General features: G+C 72.1%; 18 protein-coding genes. 9 read left to right on the top strand and 9 right to left on the bottom strand.

Translation table 11 applies throughout. The features are described from left to right. Nucleotides 1-20 precede the first annotated feature (20 nt). Nucleotides 21-413: an ATP-binding protein gene (locus OWR29_RS21720; RefSeq protein WP_267565125.1), complete on the bottom strand. Its 393-nt coding sequence runs from the start codon at nt 411-413 to the stop codon at nt 21-23. Between the two features lie 90 nt (nt 414-503). Here OWR29_RS21720 and macS point away from each other — a divergent pair, with 90 nt between their 5' ends. Together macS and OWR29_RS21710 are read left to right on the top strand one after the other, a co-directional pair. After that, nucleotides 504-1637: a MacS family sensor histidine kinase gene (gene macS / locus OWR29_RS21715; RefSeq protein WP_267564886.1), complete on the top strand. Its 1134-nt coding sequence runs from the start codon at nt 504-506 to the stop codon at nt 1635-1637. Between the two features lie 5 nt (nt 1638-1642). Further along, the gene (locus OWR29_RS21710; protein WP_267564885.1) at nt 1643-2317 is read left to right on the top strand and encodes a response regulator; all 675 of its coding nucleotides are present in this window, start codon (nt 1643-1645) and stop codon (nt 2315-2317) included. A gap of 104 nt (nt 2318-2421) precedes the next feature. Here OWR29_RS21710 and OWR29_RS21705 read toward each other — a convergent pair whose 3' ends face one another. From OWR29_RS21705 to aroA, 6 genes are all read right to left on the bottom strand, one after another. Then, nucleotides 2422-2979 carry a DUF5709 domain-containing protein gene (locus OWR29_RS21705; RefSeq protein ID WP_267564883.1) on the bottom strand — a complete coding sequence of 186 codons (558 nt, stop codon included), beginning with the start codon at nt 2977-2979 and terminating at the stop codon, nt 2422-2424. Nucleotides 2980-2988: 9 nt separating this feature from the next. After that, nucleotides 2989-3774, bottom strand: coding sequence for an anti-anti-sigma factor (locus OWR29_RS21700; protein WP_267564882.1), 786 nt, complete (start codon nt 3772-3774; stop codon nt 2989-2991). Between the two features lie 208 nt (nt 3775-3982). Beyond that, complete coding sequence (locus OWR29_RS21695; RefSeq protein WP_267565123.1) at nt 3983-4855, bottom strand: hypothetical protein; 873 nt, start codon at nt 4853-4855, stop codon at nt 3983-3985. Nucleotides 4856-4999: 144 nt separating this feature from the next. Beyond that, complete coding sequence (gene hisN / locus OWR29_RS21690; RefSeq protein WP_267564881.1) at nt 5000-5794, bottom strand: histidinol-phosphatase; 795 nt, start codon at nt 5792-5794, stop codon at nt 5000-5002. 57 nt (nt 5795-5851) lie between these two features. Next, a complete protein-coding gene (gene rsgA / locus OWR29_RS21685; protein WP_267565121.1) occupies nt 5852-6937 on the bottom strand; it encodes a ribosome small subunit-dependent GTPase A in 1086 nt (361 codons plus the stop codon). Between the two features lie 2 nt (nt 6938-6939). After that, nucleotides 6940-8232 (bottom strand): 3-phosphoshikimate 1-carboxyvinyltransferase, encoded by a 1293-nt coding sequence (aroA, locus tag OWR29_RS21680; RefSeq protein WP_267564880.1) that lies wholly within the window; start codon nt 8230-8232, stop codon nt 6940-6942. 368 nt (nt 8233-8600) lie between these two features. On the opposite strand from aroA, the gene OWR29_RS21675 reads away from it, so the two are divergent. The 5 genes from OWR29_RS21675 to rsrA all read left to right on the top strand — a co-directional run bounded on the left by OWR29_RS21675 (nt 8601) and on the right by rsrA (nt 12763). Then, entirely contained in the window at nt 8601-9299 is a 699-nt protein-coding gene (locus OWR29_RS21675) for an SOS response-associated peptidase (protein WP_267564879.1), read from the top strand. Between the two features lie 914 nt (nt 9300-10213). Continuing rightward, nucleotides 10214-10609, top strand: a complete 396-nt coding sequence (locus OWR29_RS21670) for a WhiB family transcriptional regulator (protein ID WP_267564878.1) — start codon at nt 10214-10216, stop codon at nt 10607-10609. Between the two features lie 391 nt (nt 10610-11000). After that, the gene (locus tag OWR29_RS21665) at nt 11001-11603 is read left to right on the top strand and encodes an alpha/beta hydrolase family protein (RefSeq protein ID WP_438872636.1); all 603 of its coding nucleotides are present in this window, start codon (nt 11001-11003) and stop codon (nt 11601-11603) included. Nucleotides 11604-11669: 66 nt separating this feature from the next. Continuing rightward, a complete protein-coding gene (locus OWR29_RS21660; RefSeq protein ID WP_324291260.1) occupies nt 11670-12467 on the top strand; it encodes a sigma-70 family RNA polymerase sigma factor in 798 nt (265 codons plus the stop codon). Nucleotides 12468-12472: 5 nt separating this feature from the next. Beyond that, the gene (gene rsrA / locus OWR29_RS21655) at nt 12473-12763 is read left to right on the top strand and encodes a mycothiol system anti-sigma-R factor (protein WP_267564876.1); all 291 of its coding nucleotides are present in this window, start codon (nt 12473-12475) and stop codon (nt 12761-12763) included. A 60-nt stretch (nt 12764-12823) separates the two neighbouring features. Here rsrA and OWR29_RS48295 read toward each other — a convergent pair whose 3' ends face one another. Then, nucleotides 12824-12898, bottom strand: coding sequence for a 50S ribosomal protein bL37 (locus OWR29_RS48295; RefSeq protein ID WP_369752275.1), 75 nt, complete (start codon nt 12896-12898; stop codon nt 12824-12826). A 130-nt stretch (nt 12899-13028) separates the two neighbouring features. Here OWR29_RS48295 and OWR29_RS21650 point away from each other — a divergent pair, with 130 nt between their 5' ends. Beyond that, nucleotides 13029-13247 carry a biotin/lipoyl-binding carrier protein gene (locus OWR29_RS21650; protein ID WP_267564875.1) on the top strand — a complete coding sequence of 73 codons (219 nt, stop codon included), beginning with the start codon at nt 13029-13031 and terminating at the stop codon, nt 13245-13247. A gap of 10 nt (nt 13248-13257) precedes the next feature. On the opposite strand, the gene OWR29_RS21645 is transcribed toward OWR29_RS21650, so the two are convergent. Further along, a complete protein-coding gene (locus tag OWR29_RS21645) occupies nt 13258-14775 on the bottom strand; it encodes a tetratricopeptide repeat protein (protein WP_438872635.1) in 1518 nt (505 codons plus the stop codon). A 165-nt stretch (nt 14776-14940) separates the two neighbouring features. Between OWR29_RS21645 and OWR29_RS21640 the strand changes: the two genes are divergently transcribed. Further along, complete coding sequence (locus tag OWR29_RS21640; protein ID WP_267565116.1) at nt 14941-15978, top strand: SIS domain-containing protein; 1038 nt, start codon at nt 14941-14943, stop codon at nt 15976-15978. The last annotated feature ends 15 nt before the right edge of the window (nt 15979-15993 follow it).

Genomic DNA, 15993 nt, shown 5'->3' with positions numbered 1-15993 from the left:
CGCAAGATCGGCCGACAGACTTAAGACGGGCTTAAGGAAGATCGGCTGGAGACCCGGACCGTGGTGCCGTCGTCGCCGGTGACGAGCTCGAACGTGTCGGTCAGCTCCTCGGCCAGCCACAGCCCCCACCCGCCGGGCGTGTCGGCCGCCGGGCGCACCGCGGGCTCAGGCCGCTCCGAGGCCAGCCCGCCGCCGGAATCGCTCACCTCGCACACCACATCGCCGTCGGCCGCCCACACCGCGACCCGGCCGATGCCGCCGCCGTGCCGCACGGCGTTGGTCAGCAGCTCGTTGACCGCGACCACGAAGTCGTCGAGCCGGTCACCGGTCAGGCCGGCCGCGCCGGCGCAGGCCGCGACGGAGTGCCGCAACGCCGTGATGGCGTCCCGGTCGAAGGTCTCGGAAAGCAAAATTTCGGTGCCGATGCCTTCGACGTTAGGCCACGCCTGATCTTCTCGCAGGGCGGCCCACCCGTGGTGGACGCCATGTGGGAGGGTCGGCCCATGGCTGACGCACGCAACAGCGGTCTTCAGGCCCCGCTGTGGCGAGCGATCGCGATCTATCGGCTGGCCGCCCTGGCCTACGCGGCGTTCCTGGTCGTGAGCAACGTCAGCGAGTACGTGCGTCCCGTGCTGGCCTGGCCGGTGCTCGCCGTGATGGCCGCCTGGACGATCTTCACCACCTACGCGTACGCCGATCCGGCCCGCCGCCGGATGCCGCTGCTCGTGGCCGACCAGCTCATCACCATGGGGGCGCTCACGGCCAGCATCTGGGTCGTCGGCCGCTCCGGGCTCGAGGCGGGCCTGCCCACCCTGGCCGTCGCCTGGCACGTGGCCCCGGTGATCTGCTGCGCGGTGGCCGGCGGGCGGCGCGGGGGCATCGCGGCCGCCCTGGCCATGGGGGCCACCGACCTGGTCGTGCGGGCCCACTACGACCAGGCCGCCTTCACCGGGGCGGTGCTGATGCTGCTGGCCGCGATCGCGGTGGGCAACCTCGTGCGGTTCGCCGAGGTCGCGCAGCAACGGCTCGAACGGGCCATCGAGCTCGAGGCGACCACCCGGGAACGGGAACGGCTGGCCCGCGACATCCACGACTCCGTGCTGCAGGTGCTGGCGCTGGTCAAGCGGCGCGGGGCCGGGCTGGACGGCGAGGCGGGCGAACTGGCCCGGCTGGCCGGCGAGCAGGAGGCGGCCCTGCGCACGCTGGTGGCCGGGCGCCAGCCGGCCGATCCGATCGGCGACGACCTCGACCTGATGGCGCTGCTGCAGACGTACGCGTCGGCGGACGTCACGGTGTCGGGCCCGGCCGGGGCCGTGCGCCTGCCCGCGCGTACGGCGAAGGAACTCAACGCCGCCGTGGCGGCCGCTCTCGACAACGTGGTCCGGCACTGCGACCCCGGTACCAAGGTCTACCTGTTCGTGGAGGACGAGCCGGCCGAGGTGGTCGTGACCGTCCGCGACGACGGCTGCGGCATCGAACCCGACCGGCTGGCCCAGGCCGAGGCGCAGGGCCGGCTGGGGGTCGTGCAGTCGATCCGGGGACGGGTGACCGACCTCGGCGGCCGGGTGCGGATCGTCTCCGCGCCGGGCGAAGGCACCGAGGTCGAGATGACGGTGCCGCGCGCCCCGATATCGTGACCGGCATGAGCGCGATCCGGGTGATGGTGGTCGACGACCACCCGATGTGGCGCGAGGGCGTCAGCCGCGACCTGACGGCGGCCGGTTACGACGTGGTCGCCACCAGCGGCGAGGGCCGGCAGGCGGTGCGCATCGCCGCCGCGGCCCGGCCCGATGTGGTGGTGCTCGACCTGCAGCTGCCGGACGTCTCGGGTGTCGAGGTGATCAACGGATTGCGGGCTGAGCTTCCCGGCGTACGGATCCTCATGCTCTCGGCCAGCGGCGAGCAGCAGGACGTGCTGGACGCGATGAAGGCCGGCGCGACGGGCTACCTGCTCAAGTCGGCCGGCCAGGCGGAATTTCTCGACGCGGTGAGCCGCACGGCGGCCGGCGACACCGTGTTCACGCCCGGGCTGGCCGGGCTGGTGCTGGGCGAGTTCCGCCGGCTGGCGGTGGCCCCGGCGGCCGGCGCGCGCGACGAGACGCCGAAGCTCACCGAGCGCGAGACCGAGGTGCTGCGCCTCGTGGCGAAGGGCCTGTCGTACCGGCAGATCGCCGAACGACTCGTGCTGAGCCATCGCACGGTGCAGAACCACGTCCAGAACACGCTCGGCAAGCTTCAGCTGCACAACCGCGTAGAGCTCACCCGCTATGCCCTGCAGAATGGCCTCGCTCCGCTCGGCGAGGATCCCGCCCCCTGAGGTCGGTGTCGAGGACGGCGAAAATCACATCGGCTTCGCCTCGCAATTTTCGACGCCCTCGACACCGACGGGCGGGATCCGCGAGCAGGGACTCGACTGAGCCCCTATTCGTACTTGGGCGCGTTGGTCTCGTGGATCGCGAGCTCCTCGGCGCTGGCGCCGCCGCCGGCCGCGCCGGCGTCGTAGGCCACGCTGTCGGCCTCGTTGTCGAAGCCGTAGCCCTCGTCCGGCGCGACCAGGCGGCCCACCGTCTCGGGGTCGTCGTCGTCGAGCTGGCCGTCGTCGTAGAGCGAGATCTGCGACTTCGGGTCGGAGGTCGGGCTCGCACCCCACACGTCGGCGTCGAAGTTGCGCTGCTCGGAGCTGTCGACGGTCTCGTCGATCGGGTCGCGCCGGGTGGGAATCGGGTCTTCGGCGCCGAAGTCGGGCTCCTCCTGGCGCAGGCGACGGTCCAGGGACTCGCCCTCGCGCTGCTCCTCGGCGGTGTCGCCGAAGCGGTTGGAACCGCCGGGGCCGACACCCGCGAGCGCCGCCGGGTCGGGTCCGTCGGCCCAGCGGCCGGTTTCCACCTGGTCGTACGCGGTCGAATCGTCATCCGCGGTGTCGGGCAGACCGGAAGCCTCCGGGTCGGACACCTCGACGGGGTAGTCGTTGTCTCGCATTACCGCAATCTACCCGCGTGCGGGGTCGGTCATGCTCGCCCCGGCGGCGTTCCTGCGGCCGGCCGGCGGCGGACCGTCCTCGGCGGCCAGCAGCGCCCACACCACCTTGCCGTCGTCGAGCGGCAGATTGCCCCACTTCTCGGACACCGAGTCGATCAAAAGCATGCCTCGACCACCGTACGCGGTGGCCGGCACCGGACCGCCGGTGTAGGTGGGGATGTGCGTCGAACGGTCGCGCACCGCCACGCTGATGCCGCTGCCGTGCAGGGCCAGCAGGACGGTCATGGGCGTACGAACGTGTACGACCACGTTGTTCACGAGCTCGGTGACCACGATGCACGCGGGCCCGGCCAGATCGTGCCGGTCCCACCGCCCGCAGGCCTCGGTGATCAGCTCCCGCGAGCGGCGGGCGGCGCCGACGACGGGCTCGAGGTCCAGGCTGTGCCGCCGGTCGGGCTCGGGCTTACCGAGTTCGGCCACGGCCGCGGCGGCGTCGGGCCAGACCGGCCAGCCGGCGCCCGGCCAGGCGGCCGCCCCGCGCGGGTCGCACAGCGTCAGGTGGGCAGCGGGCCAGTCGGCGGTGTCGCGGCGCAGGTCCCGCAGCATGGCCGTGGCCTCGGCCGAGGGGGTGGCGACTTCGCTGACGTCGACCAGCACGGCCTCGGGCTGCTCGGCCAGCACGGCCAGGAGAGCGGACCGCGCCGGGCCGGCCGAAGCGGCGTCGAACACCCCGGTCAGCCGGACCAGCGGGTACTCCGACCCGTGATCCACCAGGTGCCGCGCCTCGCTCGCCATGATCGCTCCATTGTGCATAACGTGTCACCCATTCGCATTTCCGCGCGTCCGGGGAGCCTTTCAACGGGGCGTCATCGCATCAATCGGGACATAACCTCCGGACAGGCATGGTCAGCATGTACCCGGCCGGGGATGACTCATGCCGCCTGATGGTGAAAATGCTCGCGCCAGGTTTTGGGAACAGTGCCGTTCCGGTATTAGGAGCGGTTCAGCGGCTGGTCGGAGCGGTGCGCAGCGGGGCCGGTTCGGGCCGGCGGCTCGGCGGCGGCGCGGCCGGGGCGTGATGGTGCTGAGGCTCGGCGTAGCGGGTCAGGGCGATCACCGCGGCCAGGGTCACCACGAAGCCCAGGGCGGCCAGCCACTCCTGGCCCGGCTCGATGCGGTCACCGAGCAGCAGCAGGCCGACGATCGCGGCGGGGACGGCGCCGGCCGCGTCCATGGCGGCCACCGCGGCCGTGGTCGAGCCGCGCTGCATGGCCAGGCCCAGCAGCAGCTGGCCGACCAGCGAGTGCGCGACGAGCAGGTAGAGCAGCGGGTTGGCGAAGAAACCGGCCGCGGTGTGCTCGTTGGCCAGGGGGCGGGCGGCGATGGCGGCCGCGCTGAAGCCCACGCCGGCCAGCGACCCGAGCACGACCGAACCGAGCGCGCCCTGAAGACGTACGGCATAGAAACCCAAGCCGCCGATCACCAGCAGGGCCACCGTGAGACCGATGATCGCGGCCGCTCCCAGCGGCCGGGCGTGGGCCGGCTGGGCCGACTTGACCAGCGCCGCGATGCCGGCCATCAGCAGCACCAGCAGCACGACCTCGGCCGCCGGCAGCGTCCACTTGAGGAACACGACGCCGAGCACCGCGGTGACGCCGAGGCCGGCCGCCACGCTGGCCTGCACCAGGAAGAGCGGCAGTTCCTCACGGGCGAGGAAGGCGAGCACGAAACCGAGAACCTGGCAGCCCAGGCCGAGCAGGTAGGTCCGCTGCCCGGCCAGGCGCACGAGCAGCCCCGGGTCGAAAGTGTGGTGCACGGTCGTGCGCGCCGCAGCCGCTGACTGCAGCAGGTTCGCCACCCCGTACGCCACGATCATGGCGGCGAGGAAGCACCAGCCCGAGGACACCACCTGACGCACGATAGACCAGGCTCGGCTCCGCATCAGCGCTTCGGGGGACACTCTCGGCGCGCGGTACGCACGGGATTACGCAGTGCTATCGGTTTCGGGCCGTATGTCCGGTTAGCGGGTCAGCGCGGTCAGCACAGTCTCGTGCAGCAGACCGTTGGTGGCGATCACCGACGACTTGTCGGCCGTGGGTCGCCCGGCCAGGTCGGTGATGGTGCCGCCGGCCTCCTGGACGATCGGGATGAGCGCGGCCACGTCCCACAGCGACAGCTCCGGCTCGACCATCGCGTCCAGCGCCCCCTCGGCCAGCAACATGTAGCCGTAGAAGTCGCCGTAGGCCCGGCTGCGCCACACGGCCAGGCTCAGGTCGACGATCTTCTGCAGCCGGCCCATCTGCTGCCACCCGTCCAGGCTGGCGTAGCTCAGGCTGGCGTCGGCGATCCGCCCCACGCCCGAGACCTGGATGCGCGTGGCGGCGTGCTGGTGCTTTCCCGCGTACGCGCCATGGCCGCGCGCGGCCCACCAGCGCCGCCCGAGAGCGGGCGCGCTGACCAGCCCGGCCACCGGCGTGTCCCCTTCGAGCAGCGCGATGAGGGTGCCCCAGATGGGCACCCCGCGCACGAAGTTCTTGGTGCCGTCGATCGGGTCGATCACCCATCGCCGGCTGCCCGGCCCGGCCGCCGCATAAGTCATGCCGAACTCTTCGCCCAGGACGCCGTCGCGGGGCCGGGCCCGCGCCAAGGTCGAGCGGATGGCCTGCTCAACAGCGGTGTCGGCGTCCGACACGGGAGTCAGGTCGGGCTTCGACTCGACCTTGAGATCGAGCGCGCGGAACCGCCCCATCGAGATCGAGTCCGCGGTGTCGGCGAGCATGTGAGCGAGCGAAAGGTCATCGGCGTAACCGGCCATGCCCGCACGCTAGCCGATATCCGTCCCGCACATCGCCACGGTCACCATCAACCCCACCTAGACGGTTGCCGGGCCCGGCAACTCGTCGTCCGGCGGGGCCTCGCGGGAATCCGTCTCGCCGGCCCGCGAGGCCAGCAGCCGCCGGTAGGACTCCAGCCGTCGCGGATCCGCCTTACCCCCGGCCACCCAGGCGTCCAGCCGGCACTCCACGTCGTTGACCGTGTGGCCGCAGTTCGGCTGATCCTCCAGCGTCCCCTCGACCAGGTCGGGGAAGCCGTGCAGCAGGCTCTCGGCGCTCACATGGGCCAGCCCGAAGCTGCGGATGCCCGGCGTGTCGATGATCCACCCGGGATCCTTGCGCGAACGCCCCACCGGCGGCAGCCGCAACGCCACCGCGCTGGTCGACGTGTGCCGGCCCTTGCCGATGGCGCTGACCGCCCCGACCGCCCGCAACGCGTCCGGCACCAGGCGGTTGACCAGCGTCGACTTGCCCACGCCGGAATGCCCGACCAGCACCGAGATGTTGCCGGCCAGCCGCTTGCGCAGGTCGCCCAGGTCGCTGTCCGGGCGGACCAGCACGTACGGCAGATCGAGCTCGGCGTAGTAGTCGAGCACCGCCTCGGGCCCGGCCAGGTCGGCCTTCGTCAGGCACAGCAGCGGCTCGATGTCGGCGTCGTAGGCCGCGACCAGGCAACGGTCGATGAACCCGGTACGCGGCGGCGGGTCGGCCAGCGCGCTGACGATCACCAGCTGGTCGGCGTTGGCCACCACGACGCGTTCGAGCCGGCCCTCAGGTGTCGTGTCGTCGTCGTCGGCCGTGCGCCGCAGCACCGACGTACGCTCGCCGATCCGCACGATGCGGGCCAGCGCCCCCGGCGCTCCCGTGACGTCGCCGACCAGGGCCACCCGGTCGCCCACCACCACCGATTTGCGGCCCAGCTCGCGAGCGCGCATGGCGGTGATCACCGGGCTGTCCGGCGGGGCGTCCTCGCGCACACAGCCGTACCGCCCCCGGTCGACCGTGATCACCAGCGCGTCGACGGCGTCGTCGTGCCTGGGGCGGGTACGGGTGCGCGGGCGCGACGAACGGCCCGGCCGCACCCGGACGTCGTCCTCGTCGTACTCCCGCTTGCGTGCCGGCAGATCTAGCTCCTCGCCACGAGTCCCGCCCAGAGTTCGGGGAACTCGGGCAACGTCTTCGACGTACACGCTACGTCGGTGAGGGTCATGCCCGGCACGGCGAGTCCGATAACCGCGGCCGCGTGCGCCATCCGGTGATCCGCGTACGTCTCGAACTCGGCGGCGTGCAGCGGCCGGGGCACGATGCGCAGACCGTCCCGGAACTCGGTGACCCCGGCGCCCGCCTTGCCCAGCTCGGCGGCCAGGGCGGCGATGCGGTCGGTCTCGTGCCCGCGGATGTGCTCGACCCCGCGCAGCTCGGACGGCCCCTCGGCCAGCGCGGCCAGGGCGGCGACCACTGGCGTGAGCTCGCTGACCTCGGACAGGTCGGCCGTGATGCCGGTGAGCCGGCCCGTGCCGCGCACGGTGAGCCCGTCGGCCGACTGGGTGACCTCGGCCCCCAGCGCGGTGAGCAGTTCGGTGAGGCGGGCGACGGGCTGCCAGCTCTCGGCCGGCCAGCCGGTGAGGGTGACCGCGCCGCCGGTGACCATGGCGGCCGCGAAGAACGGCGCGGCGCCGGACAGATCGGGCTCGATCACCCACGTACGCCCGGAGGTGGCGCCCGGCTCGACGGCCCACACGTCAGGCACCGACTCGTCGACCACGGCGCCGGCAGCCCGCAGCATGTGGGTGGTCATGCGCAGATGCGGCGCGGACGGCACCGGCGGCCCCTCGTGCCGCAGCACCAGACCCTTGCTGAACCGCGGCGCCGACAGCAGCAGCCCCGACACGAACTGGCTGGACGCCGACGCGTCGATGACCGCCTCGCCCCCCTCGACCAGGCCGGCCCCGTGCACGGTGAGCGGCAGCCCGCCCGTCGGCGACGCGTCGATCGACACGCCGAGCGCCCGCAGAGCCTCGACGATCGGCCGCAGCGGCCGGTTGCGCGCGTGCGGGTCACCGTCGAACTCGACCGTGCCCTCGGCCAGCGAAGCCGCCGGCGGCAGGAACCGCATGATCGTGCCGGCCAGCCCCACGTCGACCCGGGCCGGACCCCGCAACGGCCCCGGCTCGATCACCCACCGCTCGTCGGCGCCCGTGTCGACCCCGACGCCGATCGCGCGCAGGCCGGCCGCCATGAGCTCGGTGTCGCGGGCCCGCAACGGCCGCTCGATCACCGACGACCCGGACGCCAGCGCGGCCAGCACGAGGGCGCGAGCCGTCATCGACTTGGAGCCCGGCAGCCGCACACTCGCGCTGACGGGACCGGACGCGGGCGGGGCGGACCAGGGGCGGGGTTGAGCTGTCACGCCCGCCATTGTGCCGGGCCCCACTGACAATTCCGCGGACCGTTCCCGCCTCCCGGGACGCGTGCCCCGTTCGCGATCCTGCTTTCTTGCAGACGCCTCCCGTGCTGGCGGCGGATCGGCGACGTGCCGCGAGCGTGCCCCGCCCGGGCTCGCCGGTCTCGCCTCGCCTTAAGGGCACCTGGCGCATTTGGGGCGCGTGCCCGGTCTGAGCGTCCGTGCGCGCCAGTTCGGGGACTCGCGAGCGGTTCCGCGTCCCGCCCCACCCAGCGCGACGCGTGCCCGTCCTCGCGCGCGTCGGCTTCTTGGTGCGTCGGACGCTTGTTTGCTGGGAGGTTCGTGCGGCGTTCGCGCCCCGGGACGCGTGTAGCGTTCGGGGCATGTGCGGGCGGTACGCGACGACTAGGAGCGAGGCTGATCTCGAAGACCTGTTCGAGGCGGTCAGCGTGCTCGAGCAAATGGGTCCGAGCTGGAACGTGGCGCCCACCGACCCCGTGCCGGTGGTGCGCGAGTCGAAGTCGCACGACGCGCGGGTGCTCGACTCGGCCCGGTGGGGTCTGGTGCCGCCCTGGGCCAAAGACCTACGCGCCGGCGCTCGCATGATCAACGCGCGCTCCGAGACGGTGGCCACGTCGCCGGCCTTCGCGCCTTCGTTCGCCCGCCGTCGCTGCCTCGTGCCGGCCGACGGCTGGTTCGAGTGGGTGCGCGACGGCAAGCAAAAGCAGGCGTACTACATGACCCCGGCCGACGGCTCGCCCCTGGCCTTCGCCGGCCTGTGGTCATCGTGGGGCCCCGAGGGCGTGCTGACCTGCAGTGTGCTGACCACGGCGGCGCTGGGCGGCCTGACCCGCGTGCACGACCGCATGCCGCTGATCCTGCCGCGCGACCGCTGGGGCGACTGGCTGGCCAGCGGCGGCGAACCGGACGAGCTGCTGCGTCCCCTCACCCCGGCCGAGCTGGCGGCCATCGAGGTACGCCCGGTGCGCCCCGACGTCGGCAACGTGCGTAACAACGGCCCCCACCTGCTGGAACCACCCCCGCCCGCCGAGCCGGCTCCCGCACCCGCCACCCTCTTCTGACCGCTGGCCCCTGCGCCACGCCGGCCGACTCTCGGGGGCCCAACCCACTTGTGACCGCCGGCCCCGGCACCGCGCCGGCCGACTCTCTGGCGCCACCCTCTTCTGACCGCCGCGCCGCCCCTGTGCCGCGCCGCCCCTGTGCCGCGTCGCCCCTGTGCCGCGTCGCCCCTGTGCCGCGTCGCCCCTGTGCCGCGTCGCCCCTGTGCCGCGTCGCCCCTGTGCCGCGTCGCCCCTGTGCCGCGTCGCCCCTGTGCCGCGCCGCCCCTGTGCCGCGCCGCCCCTGTGCCGCGCCGGCCTCAGAGCAGCGCCGGTCGGCTCGGAACGCTGCCCGCTCTTGAGCGGCGGGCGTTGTGGCGGGTCGTCCGTTCGGGCCGCGCCGGACTCGCAGACCTGGCCCCGGTCGCGCCGCCCTCGTCTGGCTGAAGGGCATCGTTGTGGCATGCCCTCCTCTCGGCGGCACCACCATCGCCCCCGACGCCGTTCTGACTGGTGGAGCCGGGGGCACGCTGAGTCCAGCCTTGCGTGCGCGACGCATGCGAGTGCGAGTGGCGTTGGGCGGGGCAGCGCGGCGGTTGGGGCTTTGCTAGTTTCCACGCGCCCTCTTGGAGCGGAACGGCGAATGTAGACAGTGCGCGTGGGGCGCGGTCCGGGGCCGCTTCGATGAGGCGGGGCTTGCGGACGGGTGTCCGCGAGTGGCGGGCGTTTGCTGTCAATTGGCTGAGTGCGGCATGATCAACATTTGGGTTTGTCAATAGTTGTCCGCATTTCTGATTGGCAACTTTGTTTCAAGATAGATAAGACCCTTGTTCTGATCTCCTACCCTGCGATACAAAACTGCGCCGGAGTGGTGCTGGTTCGCACGGTGCGAGCCGGTCGGCCACACGCAGTACCGGTCCCACGGGGGAGGTGGGCTGATGACACGGGCTCGTATGCCGCGTCCACATGAGGTAGCCATCGCGCGTCGCGATCCACGGCTGCTCGAGGCCATAACTGAGCGCCGCACGGACGAGGCTTGGCGGACTCGCGGCGCATGCCGCACGGTTGATCCGGAGACTTTCTTCCCGGCGCCGAACGAACCGTCCGAAGGTGCTGTTTCGCTCTGCGGCACGTGCACGGTGCAAGGGCCGTGCCTGGCCTGGGCGTTGCAGGTCGGCGACTGCCACGGCGTCTGGGGCGGCACCACGCCCCGCGAACGCCGGGCGATGCTGGTCGCCTGGCGCGAACGCGTCGGCCCGGGCGGCGAGACGATCGACGACGACACCGACGAGGAAGATCGTCGCCTGCTCGACCTCACGCCGGTCAGCCGCTGACCGTTTAGTCGCGGGACTTCAAAGGCCCAGCTGCGAGCCGCCCGTTGCGCTGTGGCGGGTGGTTGCGCGGCTGGCCCTGTGCGTCGTGGTGGAGCCGAGTGCTGCCTGCTGAGCTGGTGGGGTGGTTGCGCGGCTCCCCAGGCTCTGTGCGTCGTGGTAGAGCTGAGTGCGCCCTGTTTGCGCTGGTGAGTGGTTGCGCGGCTGGCCAGGCCCTGTACGTCGTGGTTGAGGTGGGTGCGGCCTGTCGCGCTGGTCGGTGGGTACGCGGCTGGCCAGGCGCCGCTCGTCGTGGTCGCGCTGGGCGAGGCCCGTTGCGCTGGTGGAGGGCTGGTCGCTGAGCTTGTGTGGGCGGTTGCGCTCGTGGTGGTGGCTGGGCTGCTTTCATGTGGGTGTGGAAGAGCTGGAGATCGAGACGCCGCGCGGGCTGGCTCGGGTTCGCGTCAGCCTGCCTTCGGGTGCGGTGACTAGCGTGTTGGTTCTGGGGCACGGCGCCGGCGGTGGGGTCGACGCGCCTGATCTCGCCGCTGTTCATGACGTGGCGGTTGCCGGTGGTGTTCAGGTCGTGCTGGTCACTCAGCCCTATCGGGTGGCTGGGCGGCGGGCTCCGGCGCCGGCCGGTCACCTCGATGAGGCCTGGGTCACTGTTGTGCGGGCTCTCGGCGTACGTAATAAGCCTTTGATTGTCGGTGGGCGGTCGAGCGGCGCGCGGGTGGCCTGTCGGACCGCGGCCGAGTTGGGGGCGTCGGGGGTTTTGGCGCTGGCCTTTCCGTTGCATCCGCCGGGCAAACCGGACCGTAGCCGCGCCGGTGAGCTGCCGGTCGGGGTGCCCGCGCTGGTTCTGAACGGGGACCGGGACGCGTTCGGGGTGCCGGAAAGTTCCGGGACGGTCGAGGTTGTCGTTCGACCGGGTGCCACCCATGACCTGCGCAAAGACGTCAAGGGAACCGCCGCGCTGGCGGTGGAATGGATGCGTACGCACGGGTGGGCCCGCTGAGGAATGCAAGTTGCGCCTTCGTGGTTGTAGACCCCGGGAGCTTGAACGTCGGAAGGGGTTTGACAGGTGCGAGCCGCAACGGAGTACCTGGAGCGCGGCGGCCGGGAGGTCGATCGGGTGCGGAACCTTCTGGATTCCCCCGAGTGGCCCGCGGCCGAGCAGCCCGTCACGCCATCGGTGAGTGTCAGCACACCGGCGGTTTTCGAGGCCGCTGACGGGGCACTACCCGTATCCTCGGCGGGGCGGTCGAGGGGAGAGCTCAGGGTGGCCCAGACAGAACGGACCGAGGAGCGCCGGGCGCGCTTCGAGCGGGACGCGTTGCCTTTTGTGGACCAGCTGTACGCGGCTGGCCTGCGGATGACGCGTAACCCGGCCGACGCCGAGGACCTGGTGCAGGAGACGTACTTGAAGGCGTTCTCCGCTTTCCACCAGTTCGAGGAGGGCACCAACCTCAAGGCGTGGCTGTACCGCATTCTCACGAACACATATATCAACTCGTATCGGCGCAAGCAGCGTCAGCCGGTGCAGGCTCCGACCGAGGAGATCACCGACTGGCAGCTCGCCTCGTCCGAGTCGCACACGTCCGCCGGCCTGCGGTCGGCCGAGACGGAGGCGCTCGACCGGCTGCCCGACAGCGACATCAAGGAAGCCCTGCAGGCCCTGCCCGAGGACTTCCGCCTGGCCGTCTACCTCGCTGATGTCGAGGGTTTCTCGTACAAGGAGATCGCCGACATCATGGGCACGCCCATCGGCACCGTCATGTCGCGGCTGCACCGCGGCCGCCGGAACCTGCGCAAGACGCTGGAGCAGTACGCTGCCGACCGGGGTATCACCCGGTCCGCTTCGGAACCGCAGGAGGCGTGAGCGACATGAGCGGCCTGAACGGTGAGGATCACGACGAGACCGACTGCGGCATCGTCCTCAGTGAGGTCTACCTCTACCTCGACCTGGAGTGCAGCGAGGACCGCCGCACGCTGATCCAGAAGCATCTGGACGACTGCGACGGGTGCCTGCGCGAGTACGGCATCGAGCACGAGGTGAAGGCGCTGGTGTCGCGCTGCTGCGGCGACGAGAAGGCGCCGCGCGAGCTGCGGGAGCGGCTGCGCGTCAAGCTCGACCAGCTCGAGGTGCAGGTCGAGACCCGGGAGTTCCTCCCGTAAGACCCGAAACGAAAGCCCCGCGCCGTCCGGCGCGGGGCTTTTCGTGTCTCGAGCGCAAGCTCAGCTGTTGGGCCGCTTGCCGTGGTTCGCGCTGCTCTTCTTACGAGCCTTCTTCTTACGGGCCTTCTTCGCCATGGTGACTCCTTGTTCGTGCGCTGTTTCCCGCGCCGATGGTAGTCGGCGCTTCCGCGCGCGCCGGACTCACCCGAGCGGATTCCGTGGTTTGATGACCGGACCGACAGCGTAGTCAGAAGGAGATTCATCGATGGCCGACGAGATCCGGGCCGAGATGGTGGCCAACGTGTGGAAGGTCGTCGCCTCGACCGGCGACACCGTCGCCGAGGGGGACACGCTGGTGATCCTCGAGTCGATGAAGATGGAGATCCCGGTCGTGGCCGAGGCCGACGGCACGGTGGCCGAGGTGGCCGTGCACGAGGGCGACGTCGTCCAGGAGGGCGACCTGATCGCCATCATCCAGGCCTGACGAGCGGTTCTCAGTCCCGGCGCCAGCGCAGCGACAACCGGCTGCGCCCGCGCTGGCGCGGCACGGCGGGCGTGCGGGTCATCGCCGTGGCCAGCTGCCGGGCCGACTGGTCGAGGCCGGGCGCGGCCAGCGCCAGCTCGGCGAACGATCGGGCCCCGGGCCGCGCCGTCACCTCGGTGAGCTTGGCCGTGATCAGTCCGGCCACGTCGGCCCGCGCCGACGGGTCGACCCAGGCCGCCACGATCAGCGCGAACAGAGCCGCCTCGGTCACCCGGTCGAGGCCACCGCCGGCCAGGTCGAGCAACATCCGGCGGCGTTCCGAGTCGGGCCAGGCCTCCTCGGAGCGGTGGTGCAGCAGCCCGAGGCAGGCCCAGATCTCGGGGGCGGCCACGTCGGCCGGTGGGTGCGCGAGCAGGGCCAGCAGGTCGGCCGGGGACACCAGGATCAGCGGAACGGCCGCGTCGTAGGCGGCCGGCGGGTGCGCCCACGAGAGCGAGGCGACCTGGCGCAGGCGCCGGATCGCGTCGGCCGAGGGCTCTGCGGACACGGGAGCGGCGCCGCGGGGCAGGGGCGCGGCAGCCGGGGCGCCGCTCAGCCAGGCGGTTTCGCGGCAGCAGTCGGCCAGGTCGGTGTGCTCGTGCGACTCGTCGGGGTGGTCGCGGATGAAGTCGGCCAGCCGCACCAGGTGCATGAGGTCGCCGTCGGCCCGGTGGCGCAGCCGGTGGCCGGTGTGCACGGCGCAGTCGTAGTCGGGGTCGCGTTCGAGGGCGCGGTCGACCCAGCTCAGCGCGTCCTCCAGGCGGCCGTTGTCGGCCAGGGTGCCGGCGATGTCGGCGTACACCGAGAGGTCGTCGGGGTCGTGGGCCACCGCGCGGCGCAGGGCGGCGAGCGCCTCGGGCAGGCGGCCGGAGCTGCGGTACGCGTACCCGAGCCAGATCTCGCCGAGCTTGGACGGGCGGACCCGGGCGCCGCGGGAGGCCCAGTCGACGGCCAGCTCGTGCTCGCCGACGCGGCGGGCCAGCGCGGAGCCGGCGCCCAGCAGCATCGCGTGCTCCGGGTAGGCGGCCAGCGCATGCCGCACCACGGTCAGGTAGGGCCGCAGGGTGGGCGGGGCGGGCTCGGCGACCCGGGTGCAGAGCCGCATGAGCACCTGGGCGAGAAGGCCGGGTTCGATCCGTACGCCGAGGGCGGGCTCGAGGACCCAGGGCACCCCGGCCCAGTCGGCGGCCGGAGCCTGGCCGGTGGCCGCGGCGAGCAACGGCAGACCGTCCTCGGGGCGGCCGGCCGCGGCCAGCAGATGGGCGCGCGCGGCGAGCTTGCCGGGCGAGGTGTGCGGACCGGCGCGCAGCAGGTCGAGACCACCGCCGGGGCGGGCGGCGAGACGACCGAGCACCTCATGCACTTCGGGCAGGGTGGGGGCGTGGGCCAGCGCGCCGGCGATGTGATCGGCGGCCTTCTCGGGCTCGTCTGTGGCCAGAGCCGATCTCGCCTGCTCGAGGGCGCGGTCGGCGGCGCGGCGTAAATCCACGATGCAAGACAGTAGGGGAAAGAAAGGTATATGTCAGCAGGGCGATCTTCTGCTCATTAGTGCTCGAAACGTTGACTCTGTAAGCTCAAACTTGCAAGACTGCGCACGAATCGCGCGCTCAGATGCTCATCAGGGGAGGAACCCGTGACACAGCGAGGCCAGGGGATGGCCGCGGACATCGCGGAACAACCGGGTGGATTCGCCCGGCTGCTCGACGGCGAGCACACCGGCCTGATCGCCGGGGTGGCCGCCGAGGTGGCCCGCCGGCGGCCGCGCAACGTCGTCTTCGTGGCCCGGGGCACCTCCGACCACGCCGCGCTGTACGGGGCCTACCTCACCGAGATCCGGCTCGGCCTGCCCGTGGCCAGCGCCTCGCCGAGCGCGATCACCCTGTTCGGCGCCCGGCCGAACTTCACCGACACGCTGGTGATCGGCGTCAGCCAGAGCGGCGGCTCACCCGACCTGACCGGCGTCCTCAAGGTGGCCCGCGAGACCGGCGGCCTGACCCTCGCGGTCACCAACAACCCGGAATCGCCGCTGGCCCAGGCGGCCGAGCTGTCGATCGACGTGGCGGCCGGACATGAGCGGGCGGTCGCGGCGACCAAGACGTACACCGCCGAACTGCTCGCCCTTCTGCTGCTGATCGAGGGCATCCGCTCCGGCGACGGCACGCTGCCGGCCGACGAGCGGGCCGCCCTTGACAAGCTGCCCCAGCTGGCCGAGGACGCGCTGGCCGACCGGACGGCCGACGACCTGGCGCAGCGCTACCGGTTCGCCTCGCGGATGGTGACGACCGGGCGCGGGTACGCCTACCCGACCGCCCGTGAGGCCGCGCTCAAGCTGATGGAGACCTCGTACCTGCCGGCGCTCTCGTTCTCGGGCGCCGACCTGTTGCACGGGCCGCTGGCCATGACCGACCCCGACGTGCCGGTGCTGGCCGTGGTGGGCGACGGGCCGGGCGGGCAGTCGATGCGCGACGTGGTGACCCGGCTCGGCGAGCGGCGGGCCGACGTGGTGACGATCGGCGCCACCGACGTGCCGGGCGCGGCCGGGCGGCTGTCGGTGCCGGCGGTGACCGACGAGCGGTACAGCGCGCTGCTCGACATCCTGCCGCTGCAGAAGCTCGCGCTCGCCCTGGCGCTCGCGCGTGGTGAAGATCCTGACTCACCTCGTGGACTCAAGAAGGTCACCAGCACTCTGTAGTAACACTCGCGTGGC

Origin of the sequence: Paractinoplanes pyxinae (genome assembly GCF_026626335.1) — a bacterium.
Taxonomy (GTDB): domain Bacteria; phylum Actinomycetota; class Actinomycetes; order Mycobacteriales; family Micromonosporaceae; genus Actinoplanes; species Actinoplanes pyxinae.
The sequence above is the reverse complement of the archived record's forward strand: the minus strand, read 5'-3'. Positions and strand labels throughout refer to the sequence as shown.